Origin of the sequence: uncultured Thalassospira sp., assembly GCF_963976115.1 — a bacterium.
GTDB lineage: Bacteria > Pseudomonadota > Alphaproteobacteria > Rhodospirillales > Thalassospiraceae > Thalassospira.
In genome coordinates, this window is sequence record NZ_CAXBJJ010000026.1 from 1 (window position 1) to 20138 (window position 20138).

The following is a 20138-nucleotide window of genomic DNA, read 5'->3' on the forward strand; positions in this document are numbered from 1 at the left end:
AAACTCGGGACTAACTGGAATCCCCTGATTGATCAAATCCGACAGGCTGCTAGGGCATTGGCAAGTTCTCGCAAAGTAATGTCAGGATTTTTCTGTAAGCGTTCGATCAAGAAATCCATATGCGCGGCCAGTTTTCCCACTGTTCCAGGTGCACGCTAGATTCTAGAACCAAGTGCAACACTCAACGATTAAGTTGGGATTGCAATGGAACAATATTACAGTCAGATCGGCCTGAAAGAACGCTGTGAGATATACCGTCTGCGCGCAGAGGGTATATCTGAAAACGGGATTGCCCGCCGTCTTGGTCGGCACCCGTCCACCATCGGGCGCGAGATACGGAGAAACAGTCTGCCTCGATCCGGATACAAACCCTCAAGCGCGGATCGCATGTCCTGGGCCCGGCGTCTGCGGGGCAGCAAGATTGAACGCCGCAGCCCGCTGAAGAGCCATATCCTTGAAAGCCTTGCAATGGAACGATTACCGGAACAGATCGTCGGCAGGCTGCGACGGGAGGGATCATCGCACAGGGTGAGCGTTGAGACAATCTATGCCTGGGCACACAGCCAGGAGGGCCGACGGGAGGGGGCGCACAAGCTTCTGCCCTATGGCAAGTCACGACGTGGGCGCCGGGCGAGAAAGACCATGCGGCTGCCACCAATCCCGAACAGGATGTCTATCCATGAACGGCCAGAGGCCGCCAATGAGCGCAGCGAGCCCGGCCATTGGGAAGGTGATCTGATGCTGTTTGGCGGCCAGCGCGAAGTGCTCCTGACCATTACTGAACGCAAAAGCCGCTTGCTGTTGGCCTGAAAGCTGCCTGACCGCAAGGCGGAAACAACGGCAAACACCATGACGTCGATCCTGCTGCGTGTCCCGGAGATAACCAGAAAAACCATAACCTTTGACAATGGGGGTGAGTTCTATGCTCACCAGAAACTCCCCTTGCAGGCTTATTTTTGCGACCCGTACAGCCCATGGCAGCGCGGCTCTGTTGAGAATGCCAACGGCGTCCTCCGCCGCAGCCTGCCAAGAAAAACCAGGATCAGCAAATGGAGCGACAATGACATCGACGACATCATATGGACCTACAACACCACTCCTCGAAAATGCCTCGGGTTCCTAACCCCTTTGGAGGCCTTCGCTAAAGACCAAGGTGTTGCACTTGAATTTTGAATCCAGCCACGTCCTTGCCGCTTTGGCGCAATTTGGGCGTTATCTCTGTCCGCCGCAGCCAAACGCACCGCCGTACTTGGTGCCACACCAAAAACAGTTGCAGCGGCACGGGCCGAATGTCCCTGCCTTACGTAGCGCACAATTCGTTCGCGAAGATCCAATGAATATGGTTTGCCCATGAAACACCTCCAAAAAGAAGTGAATCACATAAATTCAAACAGGGGAATCCTCTTTCGATTCCGATCAAAGACAAACCGCTTTAGCCCTTCAAAATAACCAGTTGCAAATGCAATTACCCCAGAAGATCCTCGATAACGGCCATCGTTTTTGCAACGATCTTTTGATCACTAAGATCCTCCACAATCATTTGACGGGCATTATTTCCCATTTCTTTTCTTAAGTGCACGTCTTCCATCAGTGTTTCAATCGCTTGCGCCAATGCCTTTTGATCACGCGCCGGAATCAAAAACCCTGTATCACCATCTCTTACGATTTCTCGACTGCCTGGAACATCACACGCAATAAGGGGAAGTCCGCAAGACGCCGCTTCCAGCAATGCCTTTGGAACACCTTCACGATAATAGGAAGGTAACAAGGCAACATCGGATTGCTGAAACAATTCGACGATATCAGAACGCCGCCCCAACCATTCCACTACACCTTCATCGTGCCATTTCTGTAATTGCGATGAATCCACCTTATCCGCGTTGAACGCATCAGCACTCCCAACCAAAAGAAATCGGTAATTCCGACCTTTTTCGCGTAACATCTTTGCCGCAGCAACAACATCGCCAACACCCTTGGCCCATAGCATACGAGCAACAAAAATTGCCGTAAGGCGATGAGGACACCCCTCAGTGTCTCTATGCGTTGCAAGTACTTTATTCGTAACAGTAACTGCATTAACGTCAGCACCAGTACTTGCAGATTGCCTTGGGAAAAAAATCGCTGTATCGACGCCAGACCCAAGAATAACAGTTAACCTTGATAATACAAAACCATAGTCTTGAATCAATTCTGCGTCATCACGATTCTGAACGATGACATGAACCGATCTACGTTTTGACATAATCCACAATATTGCGCCAATTGCCTTGCGTACCAAACGCGATTTCTGGCCTGTCGCAACAAAAGTGGAACCCAACCCCGTAACCAGATTGACCGTTTTTATAAAACCAGCCAACGTCGTGGCGATACTTGCCAGCACTACACATTGAATAGCGATATTAAAAACAATGACCGGTTTCTCCCGCCTGATAATGGACACCAAATTTATTATTGTCCCAAGAGATGATACCGGACTTAACCCGCCGCGCGCAATTTTAAGGTCAATCACCCGAAAACCTTCTTCGCGAAGGCCCTCTGCCGCCGCGTTGGCACGGCAAGCAATGACAATTTCCCATCCGCGCACCTGTGCGGCACGGGCCAACGCCAGACGATGCGACACGAAATACCAGTCCTCGCTACAGACAAAAAGCAGCTTTTTACGCTTTTTCGGGGCGGTATCGGCAGATGAACGGGTCATAGTCATTTCCAGGCTGGACCCTGTGCAACGTCGTATTTGCAACCGGGTTATGGTTTTCAAACTGTGTGATGTTGCTAAGGGCGGTTTCACCATCCGTCAATGACAGATCGACCCTGCCATCACAGTATGGTTTAATTCAGCCGTCAAACAACATCCTGTGCGGGTGAAAATTGAGAAAGAAAATACAGTAATGACGACCATGCGCGCCTTATTACGGTTTCCAGGTGAAAAGCGAATATCGGTTACCAACTGCCCCATCCCTGCCCTGCGCCCCGGCTGCATTCTGGTCAAAACCACCCGATCCCTGATCAGCAACGGCACCGAAACAACCCAGAACCATGAAACCCGCCTGCCCCTGATCGCCAAGGCATGGCAGCGCCCGGACTTAACCGCACAGGTTATCGACAAACTGCGCCGCGACGGCATTTCTGCAACGCGCAATGCCGTTCAAAACCGTTTGGACCGGCCCATAGCGGCAGGATATGCCAGTTGCGGCATTGTCACCGCCGTGGCTCCTGATGTGCAGGATTTCACACCAGGAATGCACGTTGCCTGTGGCGGGATCAACCATGCCTGCCATGCCGAGTGGAATATTGTTCCGCAGAACATGGCCTGCCCGGTGCCAAACGGCGTTACAGACGACAACGCCGTTTTTACAACATTGGCATGCATCGCCTTTCATGCCTTGCGCCAGGGCGAGGTTGGCATTGGCATGACAATCGCCATAATTGGCTGCGGACTGGTTGGTCAGCTTGTTATTCAACTGGCACAGGCAGCGGGTGCACGGACCATTGCCATTGACCCGCAAATATCACGGCAGAACCAGGCACGGCAAAATGGCGCAATAGCCAGTTTTGATCAGGCAAATGCCATAAGCGCCCATGCCCTTGCCAATTTGACCCACGATATTGGCTGTGATGCGGTATTCATTTGCGCACCAGACCATCACGGTACCCTGATCGACGCGGCCGCCCCCCTGTGCCGTGACCGCGCCATTATTGTTTGCGTGGGCGATGTAACCCCCAAGGCCACCCGTAATTTGTTGTTTCGCAAGGAAATAACCCTGCGGCAGGTACGATCATACGGCCCCGGTCGATATGACGACACTTACGAACAACACGGGCAGGACTACCCGGCAGGATATGTGCGCTGGACGATCAAACGAAACATGCGGGCTGTTCTGGATCTGATGGCAGATAACCGCATCCATCCAGCTTCACTGATTGACGCCAGAATCACCCTGGAAGATGCCGATAAGCCGCCGAAAACCGGACCGGCACCGCTGGCAACCGTCATTTCCTATGACAGGCCCGCGCAAAGCAATAATCAGACGATCAAGAAAGTCACCTCGGCAGTCGAGGCGCCACAATTGCAAGCACCCCTTCCTGTTACACTTGCCCTGATCGGGGCGGGTAATTTTGCCGGGATCACCTTACTGCCGGCCCTGAAGAAAATTGCCGATGTCAGAATTTCGTATGTTGTCAGCACCACCGGGTTAACGGCAATGGGCGCGTGTCGCCGCATCCCCGGTGCAAAGCCGCTAACCGAGTACAACGACGCGCTAAACGACGCCAACCTTGATGCCGTTATAATTGCAACCCAACATGACAGTCACTGTAGCCTTGCGGCCAAGATACTGGAAATGGGCAAACATGTCTGGGTGGAAAAACCCCTGGCAATTGACCTGAAGCAGTTAGAAGACCTGGAAAAAATTGTCGTCCGGCATCCTGATAAAATTTTAATGGTCGGCCATAATCGCCGCTACGCGCCATTTACCCGGATCATTGCTGACCACCTGTCCGGTGGTCCCAAACATTTCGCTTATCATGTGCGTCTTTCACCATTGCCGTCCGGGCACTGGTTGCATCATCCGACACAGGGCGGACGGGCTATTGGCGAAGTCAGCCATTTCATTGATGTCATATCGAGGCTGGCGAATTCCCCCTTGATCAACCTGCAATGCCACTGGATAAACCGCAGCATGGGTGACAGCATCTGGAACATGCAATTTGAAGATAGCAGCCACGCCACCCTGCATTATGGACAGGGTGGAACCAAACGGGATGCCAAGGAAACCCTTCACATCACCGCACCCGATACGACCATCACCCTGACCGACTGGCACCGGTTAAGCATCCATCAATCAGGTAAGAAAACAACCCGTCGTTCCGGCCGCCTTTGGCCGCGCACACCACAAAAAGGGCATATAGAGGCGTTGCAACATTTTATCGACAAGATTGCACAAGCCAATAGAACAAACAGAGAAACGGGGATAAACAACCTTCCCTCCGCCATCAATGAAATCAGACTATGCCGAATGATTTTGAACGCCGCCTATGGCACCCCGGCATAAAGTACCAACAAGGGCAGTGTGATCACACTGATCAAGGTGGTAATGAGAATGGTGGTGGCTGAGCGGTCGATGCAGATTTGATAGTTACCAGCCAAAATAGCCACATTGGCCCCGACAGGCAGAGCGGCCATCAAGGTAACCACGATTAACCACAAGCGCGGCAGATCGAAAATAAAATAGGCAACCGAAAAAACCAGAACCGGCTGAATGAACATTTTGGCACAGGTGCACATCAGGCTGGCTTTTAAATTCCCGCGAATGCTTTGCCCGTAAAGCCCGCAACCGACCAGCAACAAAGCCACCGTTGGCCCGGCAACGCGAAAACCTTCCAGTGTATTATTGGCGATTTCGGGCAATTTCAAACCGATCAGCGAAGCCCCGACACCAGCGATAATGGCAATAATGATCGGATTTTTCAAAACCCGGACCATGCTGCTGGCAACATTAGCCAACCGGGTTTCGCCCGACGTCCGACTCCCTTCAACCAGAAAAATTGTAATGCCCAGCAACGTTAAGGGATGGATGGATAAAACAATCAGAAGCGGCACCAGGCCCTCTTCGCCATAAACCGCCTGCACCAGCGGAATACCCAGCAATACCACATTGGAAAAAACACCCCCAACCGCAGTGATGGCGGCTTCATCGTTTTTTGCGTTTAAGGTTACGCGCGCTGTGACATACATCAGCGCATAATTCAAAAGCGCCCCCCCATAATACGCCCCCCACAGGCGCAAATCAAAATGGGCCCGAATGTCGGATTGCGACAGAGTTTGAAACAGCATTGCCGGTATGAAAACCGTCATCGCAATCCGGGCCAAAACCGGGATGCCGTCACGCGATAAAATGCGGGTTCGCATCAGCAAATAGCCACACAGGATCGTCAAAAAAACGGGCCCAACCTTACTGAAGATCAAATCGAGCATTCATCCCCCAAACGCGGTATCTTTGCGGGCATCAGCCCGTTTACCGGCAACCATGCGCAACCATCGTGCCGATTGCCCATAAAAAAGGCGGCACAGCGACTGTGCCACCTGATTCCCGATGATCTTATAGAGGCTTTTGCTTTTTGACCAGTCCGCTTGGTGCACCCTTATTGATCGGAGCTACGCACCCTTTCAACCGCGTCCTTCCAACCCGCAAGTGCGTGATCGCGCTGGGCCTGCGCCATTTGCGGTGAAAACCGCTGATCAAGTTGCCAACGACTGCGAATTTCCTCAAGGTCGGCAAAAAACCCGGCTTGTAACCCCGCAAGGCAGGCCGCCCCCAAAGCCGTGGTTTCGGTGATTTTTGGTCGTTCGACATCAATTGCCAGAATATCAGCCAGATATTGGCAAATCCAGTCATTGGCGACCATCCCGCCATCGACCCGAACGGCCTTGGGGGCAACGCCGTCAGCCGCCATCGCATCAAACAAATCAAAGGTTTGGTAACAAACACTTTCAAGGGCCGCGCGCACAAATTCACGCGGGCCGGTATCGCGGGTCAATCCAAAAATAGCACCACGCGCATCGGCGTCCCAATAAGGTGCGCCTAACCCGGTAAAGGCAGGCACCATGTAAACACCGCGATTATCGGCAATATCGGCGGCCAAACCTTCGGTTTCGGCGGCGGATTTGATAATCCCCAACCCGTCGCGCAGCCATTGTACCGCCGCACCAGCCACAAAAATGGCCCCTTCCATCGCATAGCTGATTTTGCCATTCAGGCGATAGCCAATGGTGGTTAACAACCGGTGCTGCGACGTCACCGCTTCATCGCCGGTATTTAAAATAACAAAACAGCCTGTCCCATAGGTACTTTTGATCTCGCCCGGGGTAAAACAGCACTGGCCAAATGCTGCTGCCTGCTGATCCCCGGCAATACCCGAAATCGGAATTTCGGCCCCAAACAAACCGGCATCCACCACGCCAAAATCAGCCGCGCAATCCTTTACATCGGGCAACATCTGATGCGGAACACGGAAAATATTGCACAGCTCCGTATCCCACCGATCTTCCCGAATATTATAAAGATTGGTTCGTGCCGCGTTGGTGGCATCGGTGGCATGCACCTTACCGCCGGTCAGACGCCACAACAAAAAGCTGTCCACGGTGCCAAAGGCCAGATCACCCTGTTCCGCCCGGGCCCGCGCACCGCTAACATGGTCTAATATCCAGGCGATTTTGGTTGCCGAAAAATACGGATCAATCAGCAAACCGCTTTTGCCATTAATATGCTGTTCAAGGGCTGCATCGGTATGGCGCAAATCCCGGCACAGGGCGGCTGTTCGCCTGTCTTGCCACACAATGGCATTATAGACCGGCTTGCCGGTTTTACGATCCCAGACGATGGTGGTTTCGCGTTGATTTGTAATGCCAATCGCGGCAATTTCATTGACATCAACATGGGAAATGGCTTCGCGGCAGGTTTCCACCACGGTATCCCATAAATCTTCCGGGTCATGTTCGACCCAACCGGAATTGGGAAAATGTTGCGCAAACTCGCGTTGCGCAACTGCAACCGACTTGCCATCGCGATTAAAAATGATGGCGCGCGAACTGGTCGTTCCCTGATCAATGGCAAGGATGTATTTTTTATCTGACATGTCGTTCCTCCCGGTGCGTCAGCCGAAATACAACAGAATGCCGACCGCGCACATTTGGTTTTGCTAAAAGTCAGATAACATCGCCGCCAAGTCAAGAATTTTCATTATTCAACACAAAAACCATTCTCAAGTTCATTGGTGAAAATTTTAATACCCCACGCACGACCTGGAAACAATGCCTCGTGATTGCAACGCCGTTTATGCATACTGATCAACACGTTAACGTCGCTGAAATTGAAAAGCCAAACTATATGATTGTTGATCTGGTCTATGGCACCCGCCCGAATATCATCAAGGCTGCGGCCCTGTATGCCAAATGGCGCGAAACCCGCCATTGCTGGCCCTTTGTGCTCCGCCTGATCGACACGGGGCAACATTGGGATCAAACCCTGTCCGCACACCAATGCCGCGCCCTTAACCTGCCCGCACCTGCATATAATTTGCACATGGGCCATCGTCAAAATGCGACCGGGGGCAGACCGCCAGAATCTGACCCGCCCCCGCGCATGGCGGCGATTGCCAACGTGGCACAGGCCTATAAAACCGTGCTGGCATCGGGGACAAAACCGGCTGCCACGATTGCCATTGGCGACGTTAATGGTTCGGTTGGGGTCGCGCAGGCAGCAAACACATGTAACGTGCCGCTATTTCATCTTGAAGCAGGCCTGCGGGGTGGCATTGATGCCAAAGCCGAAGAAGCCAACCGCCACGAACTAGACCGGCGATGTCACTATTTATGGGCGCCAGATGAAAGTGCAGCGGCCAATCTTCTGGCTGAAAACACCCCATCAGATCGCATTACCGTCACTGGCAATATCATGATTGATGCCCTGTTACGGTTTGCGCCGCAACATCGTGAAACGGCACATCAAATAGCCCCGACCGTTCTGGTAACCATTCACCGGGCGGAAAATACGGATGACCCGATGCGTTTAAAACCCATCGTAAAATCGATCCTTGAGGTTGCGCAAAACCACCAGGTGATATGGCCGCTACACCCGCGGACCAAACACGCCCTGGATCAGCTGGCATTAACCCCGTTTATCGAAAAATGCGCCCCGATTTCGCTGCTGCCCGCCCTGCCCTATCCGGCATTCATGGCACGGTTAAATGCCGCGTCGGCCGTCATTACAGATTCCGGCGGGATATTGGAGGAATGTGCGTTTTTGGGCAAACCCGCCGTCATCGTGCGCCCGCAAACCGAACGCCCCCACGCCATGGCCCACTGTGGTTTTCATCATTGCGCGCCTGCCGATATCGCACGGTACCTTAACCACGCGCTGCCTCATCCCCCAACCCCGTTCCGTCCCAAAGGCTGGGATGGCAAGGCCGCAGAGCGCATGTTGCAGGATTTATCGGCCAGGCTGCAAAACATGCCCGGCTAACCGGCATATAAATTGCTTACATATTTGATAATTCAACCCTATGTGGCAATTTTTACCGGGACAAGGCCATGAGTGCATTTCAATCTGTATCGGGTTTAACCAGCAGCCTTTCGCAAACAGCCAGTTCGTCAAACACCACAACGGTAGCGTCGAGCAGCACAGGCTACACATCGAAATCTGACAAAAACCAGCATTCCGCCGAGTTCAACTATATTCGCGAACATGGCTTTACCGCCTATGTGAAGGAAATAGAGGAACAAAAAATCAAAGAATTGCGCGAGCAAATGTTGCAATCAATGGGTCTGGACGAGGAAAAACTTGCCGCCATGCCCGCAGACGAACGCGCCGCCATCGAAGACGCGATTTCAAAACGCATCCAGCAGCAACTTGACGTTGCCACAATTGCCAAACAATCCAACAATGACGAAGATAAATCCAGCACCCAAAAGCTGGATCAAAACATGGCACAAATGTCGCTTGATCCGAAAATGTTTACCGCCTTGACCATGATGCAGGAACTGGACCAACAGTCCAAAACTTTGACCGACGACCAATCCGGTGGTGCGGACAAGTCCAAAACCGGGCAAGACTTTTAAAGACACGCATTGATCGCAACATCATCGCATTACACACAAAAAGGCCCAAACGGGACAGCCGTTTGGGCCTTTTCAAAGTCAGAAGCGGTGCCGTCAGATTACAGACCGCACCTTACTGGTGCAATCAGGCGTCAAGACCACCCATACAAACATATTTGGTTTCCAGATAGTCTTCCATGCCGTATTTGGAGCCTTCACGCCCGATACCGGACTGCTTATAGCCGCCAAACGGCGCCACTTCGGTCGAGATCACACCGGCATTAACACCGACCAACCCGCTTTCAAGGCCTTCGGCCAGCTTCCAGATCCGGCCAATGTCGCGCGAATAGAAATAGGATGCGAGACCAAATTCGGTATCGTTTGCCATTTCCAGCACTTCATCATCAGTTTTAAACCGGATCAGCGGTGCCATCGGGCCAAAGGTTTCTTCACCAAACACCTGCATGTCGCGGGTTGCGTCAACAATCACGGTCGGCTCAAAGAATGTCCCGCCTTTTTCATGGCGTTTACCGCCGGTCAAAATACGTCCGCCTTTTTCAAGCGCATCCTTAACGTGGTTCTCCACCTTCTGAACCGCTTTTTCTGTAATCAGCGGACCTATTTCAACACCGTCCTCGGTGCCTGCGCCCACTTTTAGCTTTGCAACCTTAGCAGCCAGTTTTTCGGCAAACGTGTCATACACTGCGTCATGCACAAAAATACGGTTGGCACAAACGCAGGTCTGGCCGGTGTTGCGGTATTTCGATGCCATCGCACCTTCAACTGCCGCATCAAGGTCCGCATCTTCACACACGATAAACGGCGCGTTGCCGCCCAGTTCCAGGCTGATTTTCTTGATCGTGTCGGCACACTGGCGCATCAACAAACGACCAACCTGGGTGGACCCGGTAAAGGTCAGCTTGCGAACGATCTTGCTTTCGGTCATTTCCAGGCCAATTTCCCTGGCATCCCCGGTCACAATCGACAACAGACCCTTGGGCACCCCGGCCCGTTCAGCCAGCACTGCCATGGCCAGTGCCGAATAGGGCGTTTCAGATGCCGGCTTAACCACCATCGAACAGCCAACGGCCAGTGCCGGGGCGGCTTTCCGCGTGATCATGGCCGTGGGGAAATTCCAGGGCGTAATTGCGGCACAAACACCCACCGGTTCTTTTAAAACGACAATGCGTTTATCGGCGGCAAAGGTCGGAATAACATCGCCATAAACGCGTTTGGCTTCCTCGGCAAACCATTGCAGGAAAGACGAACCATAAGCAATTTCGCCGCGGGCTTCGTTAATCGGCTTGCCCTGTTCGGCGGTCATCAACTGGGCCAGGTCTTCCTGATTTTCCATCATCAGGTCGTACCATTTCATCAAAACGCTGGCGCGATCCTTGGCCGTGCGTTTTTTCCACAATTTCTGCGCCTTTTCGGCAGCTTCAATCGCCTGTCTGACGATGTCACGGCCCAAAACAGGAATGGTTCCCAGTTTTTCACCGGTGGCAGGGTTTGTAACGTCTTCTGTCTTGCCATCGGGGGCATCGATCCATTCACCGGCGACATAAGCCTGCTGGCGAAACAGAGACGGGTCCTTGAGCGAAACCATGTTTCCTCCTGATATTTTGAAATCCGGGGCGCGAAACGTCCCCATTTGATGATCGGTATGTGACGCGGTTTTGGCCAATTTTGCAACCCAAATTGCCACGATCATCGTGAAAAGACATGTCCTTAAAACGTAAGCGACAGGACGCGGTTCCCAAAACCCGGGAAAATCGCCTGGCCCTTTGACAACAGCGGTAGCCTGATTGACAAAACGTTGCTGGCGCTCGAAAAGGAACACAATATCCTGATCCTGATTGACATTCCTGATCCCGAGTTCCCCCAGAACGGCTTCGCCCGTTAGGGTGTCACAAATGACATGCTTTATTTTGCCATACATCATCGGCGATCGGCGCGTACCAAAACAAAGGGGATGGCACGCGGCCACCCCCTTAAAGTACTTTTCCTTTAATATGACCCATTTTGTTGTTTTTGGCGTGTCGTTTGGCAAGGCACAGCGCGCTGCGCGATGCGGCGCATCGGGCGAGCGGTGTAACGCCGCCAAACACCGCCAAAATCAAACCCTGTGGGCCAGCGCAGTCTGCCGCCTGGCCGCGTCGAAATCCTTGTCCGTAAACCCATTACGCCCTGCGGACTTCTCCTTACCAGGCGGCAGACTGAGCTGGCAAAATGGGTCATATTAAAGGAAAAGTGCTTTAAAATCACGAACCACCGAAAACGGAAATCAGAACCGATACTCACACACCTGCAGGCATGTTTTCTGCTTTGCGTTCTACCTTGCGCGGGGCGGTGATTTCTTTCCATTTGGAAAGCGCCTTGTTCACAGCGGGAAAAGCATCGCGGCGGACAAATTCGCCATCGCCGCATTTGGCAAGCACCACACCTTCTTCGGCGGCAATGCGTCCACGGCTGATGGTGTAACGCGGCAGGCCGGTCACTTCCATGCCCTCAAACACGTTATAGTCAATCGACGAAACCTGATGTTGCGCTGTAATGGTTTTGGAGGCCTTCGGGTCCCACACCACCAGGTCGGCATCGGCCCCCACCAAAATAGCGCCTTTGCGCGGATAGATATTCAAAATCTTGGCAATGTTGGTAGACGTTGCCGCCACAAACTCGTTGGGTGTCAAACGCCCGGTATTCACCCCATAGGTCCAAAGCAGGGGCATACGGTCTTCAAGGCCGCCCGTACCGTTCGGAATCTTGGTAAAATCACCCATCCCCATGCGTTTTTGCTCAGATGTAAAAGCGCAATGGTCAGTCGCCACCACTTGCAGGCTGCCCGCAGCCAAACCATTCCACAAGCCATCCTGATGAACCTTGCTGCGAAACGGCGGCGACATGACACGCCGCGCGGCATGGTCCCAATCAGCATTGGCATATTCACTATCGTCAAGCACCAGATGCTGGATCAATGGTTCGCCAAAAACACGCTTGCCGTTCTGGCGCGCCCGGCGAATGGCTTCGTGGGCGGGTTCGCACGATACATGCACAATATAAAGCGGCACATTGGCCATATCGGCAATCATGATCGCACGGTTGCACGCCTCGCCTTCCACATCAACCGGGCGGGAATAGGCGTGCGCCTCGGGGCCATTATTGCCGGCATCTAGCAGGCGTTGCTGCAAGGTGGCAACCACGTCGCCATTTTCCGCATGAACCAGCGGCATCGCGCCTAGTTCCGAACAGCGCGAAAAAGATGCAAACATTTCATCATCATCCACCATCAAAGCCCCTTTATAGGCCATGAAGTGTTTAAAGGTATTAATACCCTTTTCCTCGACAACAATTTTCATCTCGTCAAAAATCTGCTCACTCCAGGACGTAATCGCCATATGGAACGAATAATCACATACCGCCTTGGATGATTTGTTATCCCATGCCTGCAAGGCCTCCAGAAGCGACTGATCTGGCGATGGCAAACAAAAATCAACCACCATCGTGGTGCCACCTGCTACGGCGGCTTTGGTGCCAAACTCAAAATCATCCGCCGAATAAGTGCCCATAAAGGGCATTTCCATATGGGTATGCGGGTCGATCCCGCCGGGCATGACATAGCACCCGTCGGCTTCAATCACCTTGTCGCCCGAAAGGCCCTTGCCAATCGCGGCTATCTTGCCGTCTTCAACCAGAATATCGGCTTCATAGGTCAGGTCTGCGGTAACGATGGTTCCGCCACGAATAACCATGGACATGGGTGGCTCCTTATTTATCGGTATCGGGGTTGAATGGGTCCGTGTTGGCACCCGGTCCCTGCAATTTCAGGGAAGATCGCCCGGCAACATTGGGGCCGTCGCCGGGCTCACAAAGGTTGTTATACGCGCAAAGGCTTACATTTTGTCGGTAACAGCATGCGTCCACGCCCCTTCGGGTTTTTTGGTAATAACCGGGTCCGAGCCACCTGAGAGCAGGCTGTCAACGGTGCGGGTGTAGGCGTCTTCGCTTAAAACACCATCGTCACTTAAAAGTTTGCCAACTTCCGTCATCATGCGGATCTGGTGCTTTTCGGTTTGTGCCCCGGTGGCGTCGTTATCAAGCACGATCAGGGCGGCATCCTCGGGGTGTTCTTTGGCCCATTTCCAGCCTTTCATGCTGGCATTAACGAAACGTGCCATTTTGTCGACAAAAGCCGGATTTTTCAGCTTGTCTTCCATCACATAAAGACCGTCTTCAAGGGTGGCAACGCCCTGATCTTCATATTTGAAAACAACCAGATCATCGGCCGGAATACCAGCATCAATGATCTGCCAGTATTCATTATAAGTCATGGTTGAAATGCAATCGGCCTGCTTTTGCAAAAGCGGGTCCACGTTAAAGCCCTGCTTTAACACCGTAACACCTTTGGGGCTGCCATCGGTGGGAATACCCAGTTTCGACATCCAGCTTAAGAACGGATATTCATTGCCAAAAAACCACACCCCAAGGGTCCGGCCCGGAAAATCCTTGGGCGAGGTAATACCGGTATCCTTCAGGCACGTCAGTTCCATGCCCGATTTGGCAAAGGGCTGGGCAATATTCACCAGCGGCACACCCTTTTCGCGCGCGGCAAGTGCCGATGGCATCCAGTCAACCATCACATCCGCACCACCCCCTGCCATCACCTGCGGCGGGGCAATATCGGGGCCTCCGGGATTAATGGTGACATCAAGGTCCTCGTCTTCGTAAAATCCTTTATCCTGGGCAACGTAGTAGCCAGCAAACTGGGCCTGAGTGACCCATTTCAATTGCAGGGTCACGTTATCTGCAGCCATCGCCGAAAGCGATGTCAGGCCAAATGCCATCCCCAGAGCCGTCGCAAACACCTTTTTCATTTCGTTGAAGCCTCTCCACAGGTTGAAGTTCATTCCTCCCGACGGGTCGCCTTTTTTGCCTTACTGGCGACGTACCCGAAATGACGGATGCCATGACGTTACCTTGCGTTCTGCAAGGGCCACGGCCCCGTAAAAGGCAGTCCCGACAAGGGCTGCCAATGCGATTTCCGCCCAGACCATATCAAGGTTCATCCGCCCGACTTCTGTCGAAATGCGAAAGCCCATACCTACGATCGGGGTTCCGAAAAATTCGGCCACAATCGCGCCAATCAGCGCCAAGGTGGAATTGATTTTAAGCGCGTTAAAAATAAACGGCAGGGCTGCGGGCAACCGCAACCGAAACAAGGTGGACCAATAGCCCGACGCATAAGTCGCCATTAAATCCTTTTCCAGTCGCCCGGCCGCGTTCAAGCCCGATACCGTGTTCACCAGCATCGGAAAAAACGTCATGATGACGATGACCGCCGCCTTCGACTGCCAGTCAAAGCCAAACCACATCACCATAATCGGCGCGACGCCAATAATCGGCAGTGCCGAAACCATATTGCCCAAGGGCAACAGGCCCCGTTTAAGAAACGGCACGCGGTCAACAGCAATCGCCACGATCAAGCCGCTGCCGCATCCTAAAACATACCCGGCAATCACGGCTTTTAGAAAAGTCTGACGGAAATCATCCCACAGAATGCCGGTCGAATGAACAAAGCGCACGCCGATCATGCTTGGTGGTGGCAACAATACCTGTGGCACACCAAACCCGGCGGTGATCACTTCCCACAAAAATAACAGCCAAACGCCAAAGGCAACCGGCACAATAATGTTGGCCGTTTGCTGCTTGCCATTTTCCAAACTGTGATAATTGGCAATCACATCGATGGCACGCCACACCAGCGCCCACAAGGACAGGATAAACATCCAAAAACCATAGGATGCATATCCAGCCAGCCCCCCATGATAAAGAACCACCAGAGCCTGCCACGCACCAAACACAACAATCAGCAGCAATAAGCTGGCACGGATAACACTGGTGACCCCGTACCAGGTGAAAATCACCCCGGCAACAACACAGGCCACCATGGCACCGGCCAGCCCTGGCAAGTCCGAAACAAAGGCAACGTTTTTACCGCTATCAATGTGAGCGCCGGACAAAGGAAACACCAGCGACAGCAGGGCAAAAACCGCCGCAACAAGGCAGAATTTATCGAGTTTGCCGCTCATGCTCGCGCCCCCATGCGTTCCAGAACCCGTTTTTCAAAAAAGCCGACAATCACCACCATCATCGCCGCAACAAAGGCCGCCGTTAACAAGGCCGCCCATATCTGCACCGTTTGCCCATAATAGGACCCGGCCAGCAACCGTGCACCAAGGCCCGATTGCGCCCCGGTCGGCAATTCGCCGACAATGGCCCCGACAAGGCTAATCGCGATGGCAACCTTCAGGCTGGCAAACAAAAACGGCATCGCCGATGGCCAGCGCAAGGCCAGAAAGGTTTGCCAACGCGAGGCATTATAGGTGCGCATCAGATCAAGCTGGATATGGTCGGGCGAGCGCAGGCCCTTAACCATGCCAATGGTGACCGGGAAAAAACACAGATAGGTTGAAATCATTGCCTTGGGGATCAGTCCCTTAAGGCCAATCGCGCCCAGCACCACAATAATCATGGGCGCAATGGCCAGAATGGGAATGGTTTGCGATGAAATCACCCACGGCATCAGGCTTTTTTCCAGCGTCAGGACATGAACAATCCCGACAGCCAACACGATACCCAAAACAGTGCCCAGCCCAAACCCCAATAGCGTCGAGGATAATGTGACCCAGGTGTGATAAACCAGTGAGCGTTTCGAGGTGATTTTAGTGGCAAAAATGGTTTTATACATTTCAGCGGCCACCTGGTGCGGGGCCGGTAAAACCGGGCGTTCTTGCGAAAGGGTTGCCTCAACCAGCTGCGGAACAGTCCAGTCCAGTTTAGCGCGGGCGTTGCGGTCGATCTGGCCGGGCAGGTTCAAAAAAACCGCCCCGACATACCACAGCACAAACAGCCCGATCAGCATCACGCAGACCGGCCCGGTCTGGCCTTTCATCATACGGCCCCAAAGGCTTGGCCCGGCGGTAGCGGTTGGCAAGGTTGCGGCATCAGTCGTCATAGCTATGCCCTGCCCGCAGCCCTTCGCGTACGCGATGCGCTACTTCCAGAAATTCGGGGGTTTCGCGCACATCAAGGGTGCGGTCTTTGGCGAAATCGGTTTCGATCACATCAATAATCCGCCCCGGACGTGGCGACATCACCACAATTTTCGACGACAGAAAAACCGCCTCGGGGATCGAATGGGTGACAAAAGCCACCGTCTTGTTGGTCCTCGCCCACAATTTTAACAATTGTTCGTTCAAATGGTCGCGCACAATTTCGTCCAGCGCGCCAAACGGTTCGTCCATCAACAACAAATCGGCATCAAAACTTAACGCACGGGCGATAGAGGCGCGCTGCTGCATCCCGCCTGACAGCTGCCACGGGAATTTTTTCTCAAACCCGTTTAATTCCACCAGTTTCAAGGCTTCATGGGCGCGCTTGATACGTTCTTCCCTGGGAATTTCCATAATTTCCAGCGGCAAAGTTACGTTGCGTTCAATAGATCGCCACGGCAGCAAGGCCGGGGCCTGAAATACATAGCCATATGCCCGTTCTTCACGTGCTTGCCGGGGTGATACGCCATTCACCAGCATATCGCCGCCTGTTGCCCGTTCGAGATCGGCAATCACCCGCAAAAGCGTTGTTTTGCCGCAGCCCGACGGGCCGATAAAAGATACAAATTCACCGCGATTAATCGTCAGATCCACCTCGGAGAGGGCATAAACCGGGCCATCGGCGGTTTGGAATGTCAGCGACATTTTTTGAATATCAACAACCACATCCTTCGATGCGGCCATCGGCGCCACATTATTGACGACTGCCTGTAACGTCATGGGTCTTCCCCTGATCGATGTCTCTCAAAAACCTCCCTCAGGGACATTGCCCTGAACTTTGCCGGTTTGTTTTATGGCCCCCTTCACACAAATGGCGTGCGGGCACTTACCGGTCAAAGCAGTCCGGCGAACAGGCGGGCTGTTCGCTGTCAAATGCGTTTAGTTGCCGTCGGTTAAACGGGTATAGGTCGAGGGGCGACGGTCGCGGAAAAACTGCCAGTTATTGCGGGCTTCACGCACCATTGCCATGTCCATGTCATGCACAATCAGTTCGTCCTGATCCCGTGATGCCTGTTTTTCAATCACGCCACGCGGATTAACAAAATAGCTTTGCCCGTAAAACTCGCCAATATCCCACGGCTGTTCGCGGCCGACCCTATTAATCGCGCCAATATAACAGCCATTGGCAACGGCGGATGCCGGTTGTTCCAGCTTCCAGATATATTCCGAAACCCCGGCCACCGTGGCGGACGGGTTTACAATATATTCCGCACCATTAAGGGCTAACGCACGCCAGCCTTCAGGGAAGTGGCGGTCATAACAAATATAGACACCTAATTTGCAATATTGCGTTTCAAAAACCGGCCAGTTCGACGCACCGGGCTTGAAAAAGAACTTTTCCCAAAAGCCTGCCACCTGCGGAATATGGGTTTTGCGATACTTGCCCAGATAGGTGCCATCGGCATCAATCACAGCAGCGGTATTGTAATAAACGCCGGTAATATCTTCCTCATAGATCGGAACGACAATCACCATTTTATGTTTGGCCGCCAGTTCACACATTAACTGTGTGGTCGGCCCATCGGGAATTTTTTCCGCTGCCGCATACCATTTGGCATCCTGGCTCGGGCAGAAATAGGGTTGGGTAAACACTTCCTGAAAACACAGCACCTGAACGCCCTGTTTCCCGGCTTCCTCGATATAAGGCAGATGCGCCTCGATCATGGCCTGGCGAATTTCTTCGGGTGACTGGTCCGTTGTGCCCTTTAAGGACATCTGGATCAATCCGCCTCTCAGCATCGACATGCGAGATACCTCCTTGATAATTTTTCGTCCCTGCCTGCTTATGCCGGTCTGTCTGGACGTTGGTGTGATGGTTGCTCGTCAAAATACCAGCAACCATCAAAGCAAAAGCCGATACGCAAACAGCACCGGCAAAACAAAGCGGCGTGGCCCGATACGGACCACGCCTGCCTTTTTATCTACCCGTTTGACGGAAAGTTAAATTCCGCACCAGCGCGAATGCCAGTTGGCCAGCGCATGGTAACGGTTTTCAGCTTGGTATAGAAATGAACCGCTTCCGGGCCATAAATTCCGTGTGACCCGAAAATCGACCGTTTCCAGCCACCAAAGCTGTGATAGCCCACCGGCACGGGGATCGGCACATTCACACCGACCATACCAACCGCAATACGGTCGATAAAGTTACGCGCCGCATCGCCATCGCGGGTGAAAATCGCGGTGCCATTGCCATATTCATGCTTGTTGATCAGATCAACCGCCGTATCATAGCTGTCTGCCCGCACAACCGACAGAACCGGGCCGAAAATTTCGTCTTTGTAAATCGACATTTCCGGGGTCACGCGGTCAAACAGGGTGCCACCAATGAAATAGCCGTTTTCATAGCCTTGCAGCGTAAAGCCTCGGCCATCGACAACCAGATCAGCCCCTTCTTTAACGCCTGCATCAATGTAACCCAGCACTTTATCTTTATGCGCCTGGGTGATCACCGGGCCCATATCGGCATCACTATCGGTTGACGGGCCAATTTTAAGGGCGGCAACCCTGGGTGCCAGCGCCTTGACCAAACGATCAGCGGTTTCTTCGCCCACAGGTACAGCAACCGATACCGCCATGCAGCGTTCGCCCGCCGCCCCGTAACCTGCCCCCATCAGGGCATCGACGGCCTGGTCGATATCGGCATCGGGCATCACGATCATGTGGTTTTTGGCCCCGCCCAGCGCCTGAACCCGTTTGCCATTGGCCGTGCCGGTTTTGTAAACATATTCGGCAATCGGGGTCGAGCCGACAAAGCTGATCGCCTGAACGTCAGGATGATGCAACAAGCCGTCAACCGCCACCTTGTCGCCGTGCAAAACATTACAAACGCCTTTGGGCAACCCGGCTTCATGCAGCAGTTCCACCACCAGATTGGCAGCCGACGGGTCACGTTCCGACGGTTTAAGGATAAAGGTGTTGCCGCATGCAATCGCCATCGGGATCATCCACAACGGCACCATGGTCGGGAAGTTAAACGGGGTAATCCCGGCAACAACACCCAGGGCATGGCGATCGGCACAGGCATCAACCGCTGTTGCGACATTGCGGCTAAAGTCGCCTTTTAACAAATGCGGAATGCCACAGGCAAATTCCACCACTTCTAACGCACGGGCCACTTCGCCCAGGGCATCGGGGTGGGTTTTGCCATGTTCGGCTGAAATGGTGCTGGCAATGTCATCGGCCCGTTTTTCCAACAGGGCCTTATAGGCAAACATCACCTGCGCGCGTTTGGCGGGCGGTGTGGCTGACCAGCTTTCAAACGCCGCCTTGGCGGTGGCAACAACGGTGTTTACATCGGCTTCGGACGCCAAAACAACTTCGCCGGTTTGCTCGCCGGTTGCAGGATTGAAGATGGCGCCGGTGCGCGTGCTGTCGCCGCTGGTATGTTCGCCGCCGATGATATGTTCAATACGTTTCATAATTCTTCTTTCCGT

At 53.2% G+C, this 20138-nt stretch carries 14 protein-coding genes and 1 pseudogene; 4 read left to right on the forward strand and 11 right to left on the reverse strand.

Translation table 11 applies throughout. From position 1 onward, the window contains the following. Positions 1 to 204: 204 nt before the first annotated feature. Positions 205 to 1173: pseudogene (locus tag AAC086_RS22180) on the forward strand (IS30 family transposase). A 292-nt stretch (positions 1174 to 1465) separates the two neighbouring features. On the opposite strand, the gene AAC086_RS22185 reads toward AAC086_RS22180, so the two are convergent. Beyond that, positions 1466 to 2698, reverse strand: a complete 1233-nt coding sequence (locus AAC086_RS22185) for a glycosyltransferase family 4 protein (protein WP_339782106.1) — start codon at positions 2696 to 2698, stop codon at positions 1466 to 1468. Between the two features lie 190 nt (positions 2699 to 2888). On the opposite strand from AAC086_RS22185, the gene AAC086_RS22190 reads away from it, so the two are divergent. Continuing rightward, positions 2889 to 5051, forward strand: a complete 2163-nt coding sequence (locus tag AAC086_RS22190) for a bi-domain-containing oxidoreductase (RefSeq protein WP_339782108.1) — start codon at positions 2889 to 2891, stop codon at positions 5049 to 5051. Here AAC086_RS22190 and AAC086_RS22195 read toward each other — a convergent pair. After that, entirely contained in the window at positions 5033 to 5974 is a 942-nt protein-coding gene (locus AAC086_RS22195) for an AEC family transporter (protein ID WP_339782110.1), read from the reverse strand. The two genes, AAC086_RS22190 and AAC086_RS22195, sit on opposite strands and share 19 nt — an antisense overlap. A gap of 167 nt (positions 5975 to 6141) precedes the next feature. Then, on the reverse strand, positions 6142 to 7635 hold the full coding sequence (gene glpK, locus AAC086_RS22200; RefSeq protein WP_339782111.1) for a glycerol kinase GlpK: 1494 nt from the start codon (positions 7633 to 7635) through the stop codon (positions 6142 to 6144). Positions 7636 to 7835: 200 nt separating this feature from the next. Between glpK and AAC086_RS22205 the strand changes: the two genes are divergently transcribed. Both AAC086_RS22205 and AAC086_RS22210 read left to right on the forward strand, forming a co-directional pair. After that, complete coding sequence (locus AAC086_RS22205; protein WP_339782114.1) at positions 7836 to 9020, forward strand: UDP-N-acetylglucosamine 2-epimerase; 1185 nt, start codon at positions 7836 to 7838, stop codon at positions 9018 to 9020. Between the two features lie 68 nt (positions 9021 to 9088). Next, positions 9089 to 9616 carry a hypothetical protein gene (locus AAC086_RS22210; protein ID WP_339782116.1) on the forward strand — a complete coding sequence of 176 codons (528 nt, stop codon included), beginning with the start codon at positions 9089 to 9091 and terminating at the stop codon, positions 9614 to 9616. Positions 9617 to 9740: 124 nt separating this feature from the next. On the opposite strand, the gene AAC086_RS22215 is transcribed toward AAC086_RS22210, so the two are convergent. The 8 genes from AAC086_RS22215 to AAC086_RS22250 all read right to left on the reverse strand — a co-directional run bounded on the left by AAC086_RS22215 (position 9741) and on the right by AAC086_RS22250 (position 20123). Beyond that, entirely contained in the window at positions 9741 to 11201 is a 1461-nt protein-coding gene (locus AAC086_RS22215; RefSeq protein ID WP_339782117.1) for an NAD-dependent succinate-semialdehyde dehydrogenase, read from the reverse strand. 691 nt (positions 11202 to 11892) lie between these two features. Next, positions 11893 to 13350, reverse strand: a complete 1458-nt coding sequence (gene hydA / locus AAC086_RS22220; protein WP_339782118.1) for a dihydropyrimidinase — start codon at positions 13348 to 13350, stop codon at positions 11893 to 11895. Positions 13351 to 13485: 135 nt separating this feature from the next. Continuing rightward, on the reverse strand, positions 13486 to 14466 hold the full coding sequence (locus tag AAC086_RS22225) for an ABC transporter substrate-binding protein (RefSeq protein WP_339782120.1): 981 nt from the start codon (positions 14464 to 14466) through the stop codon (positions 13486 to 13488). Positions 14467 to 14526: 60 nt separating this feature from the next. After that, a complete protein-coding gene (locus AAC086_RS22230; protein ID WP_339782122.1) occupies positions 14527 to 15681 on the reverse strand; it encodes an ABC transporter permease in 1155 nt (384 codons plus the stop codon). Continuing rightward, on the reverse strand, positions 15678 to 16607 hold the full coding sequence (locus AAC086_RS22235) for an ABC transporter permease (RefSeq protein ID WP_339782125.1): 930 nt from the start codon (positions 16605 to 16607) through the stop codon (positions 15678 to 15680). The genes AAC086_RS22230 and AAC086_RS22235 overlap by 4 nt, the downstream gene beginning before the upstream one ends. Then, entirely contained in the window at positions 16597 to 17388 is a 792-nt protein-coding gene (locus tag AAC086_RS22240) for an ABC transporter ATP-binding protein (protein ID WP_339782185.1), read from the reverse strand. Before AAC086_RS22240 ends, AAC086_RS22235 begins: the two co-directional genes overlap by 11 nt. 195 nt (positions 17389 to 17583) lie before the next feature. Further along, on the reverse strand, positions 17584 to 18450 hold the full coding sequence (locus AAC086_RS22245; RefSeq protein WP_339782127.1) for a nitrilase-related carbon-nitrogen hydrolase: 867 nt from the start codon (positions 18448 to 18450) through the stop codon (positions 17584 to 17586). Positions 18451 to 18626: 176 nt separating this feature from the next. Continuing rightward, the gene (locus AAC086_RS22250; protein WP_339782130.1) at positions 18627 to 20123 is read right to left on the reverse strand and encodes a CoA-acylating methylmalonate-semialdehyde dehydrogenase; all 1497 of its coding nucleotides are present in this window, start codon (positions 20121 to 20123) and stop codon (positions 18627 to 18629) included. Positions 20124 to 20138 lie beyond the last annotated feature (15 nt).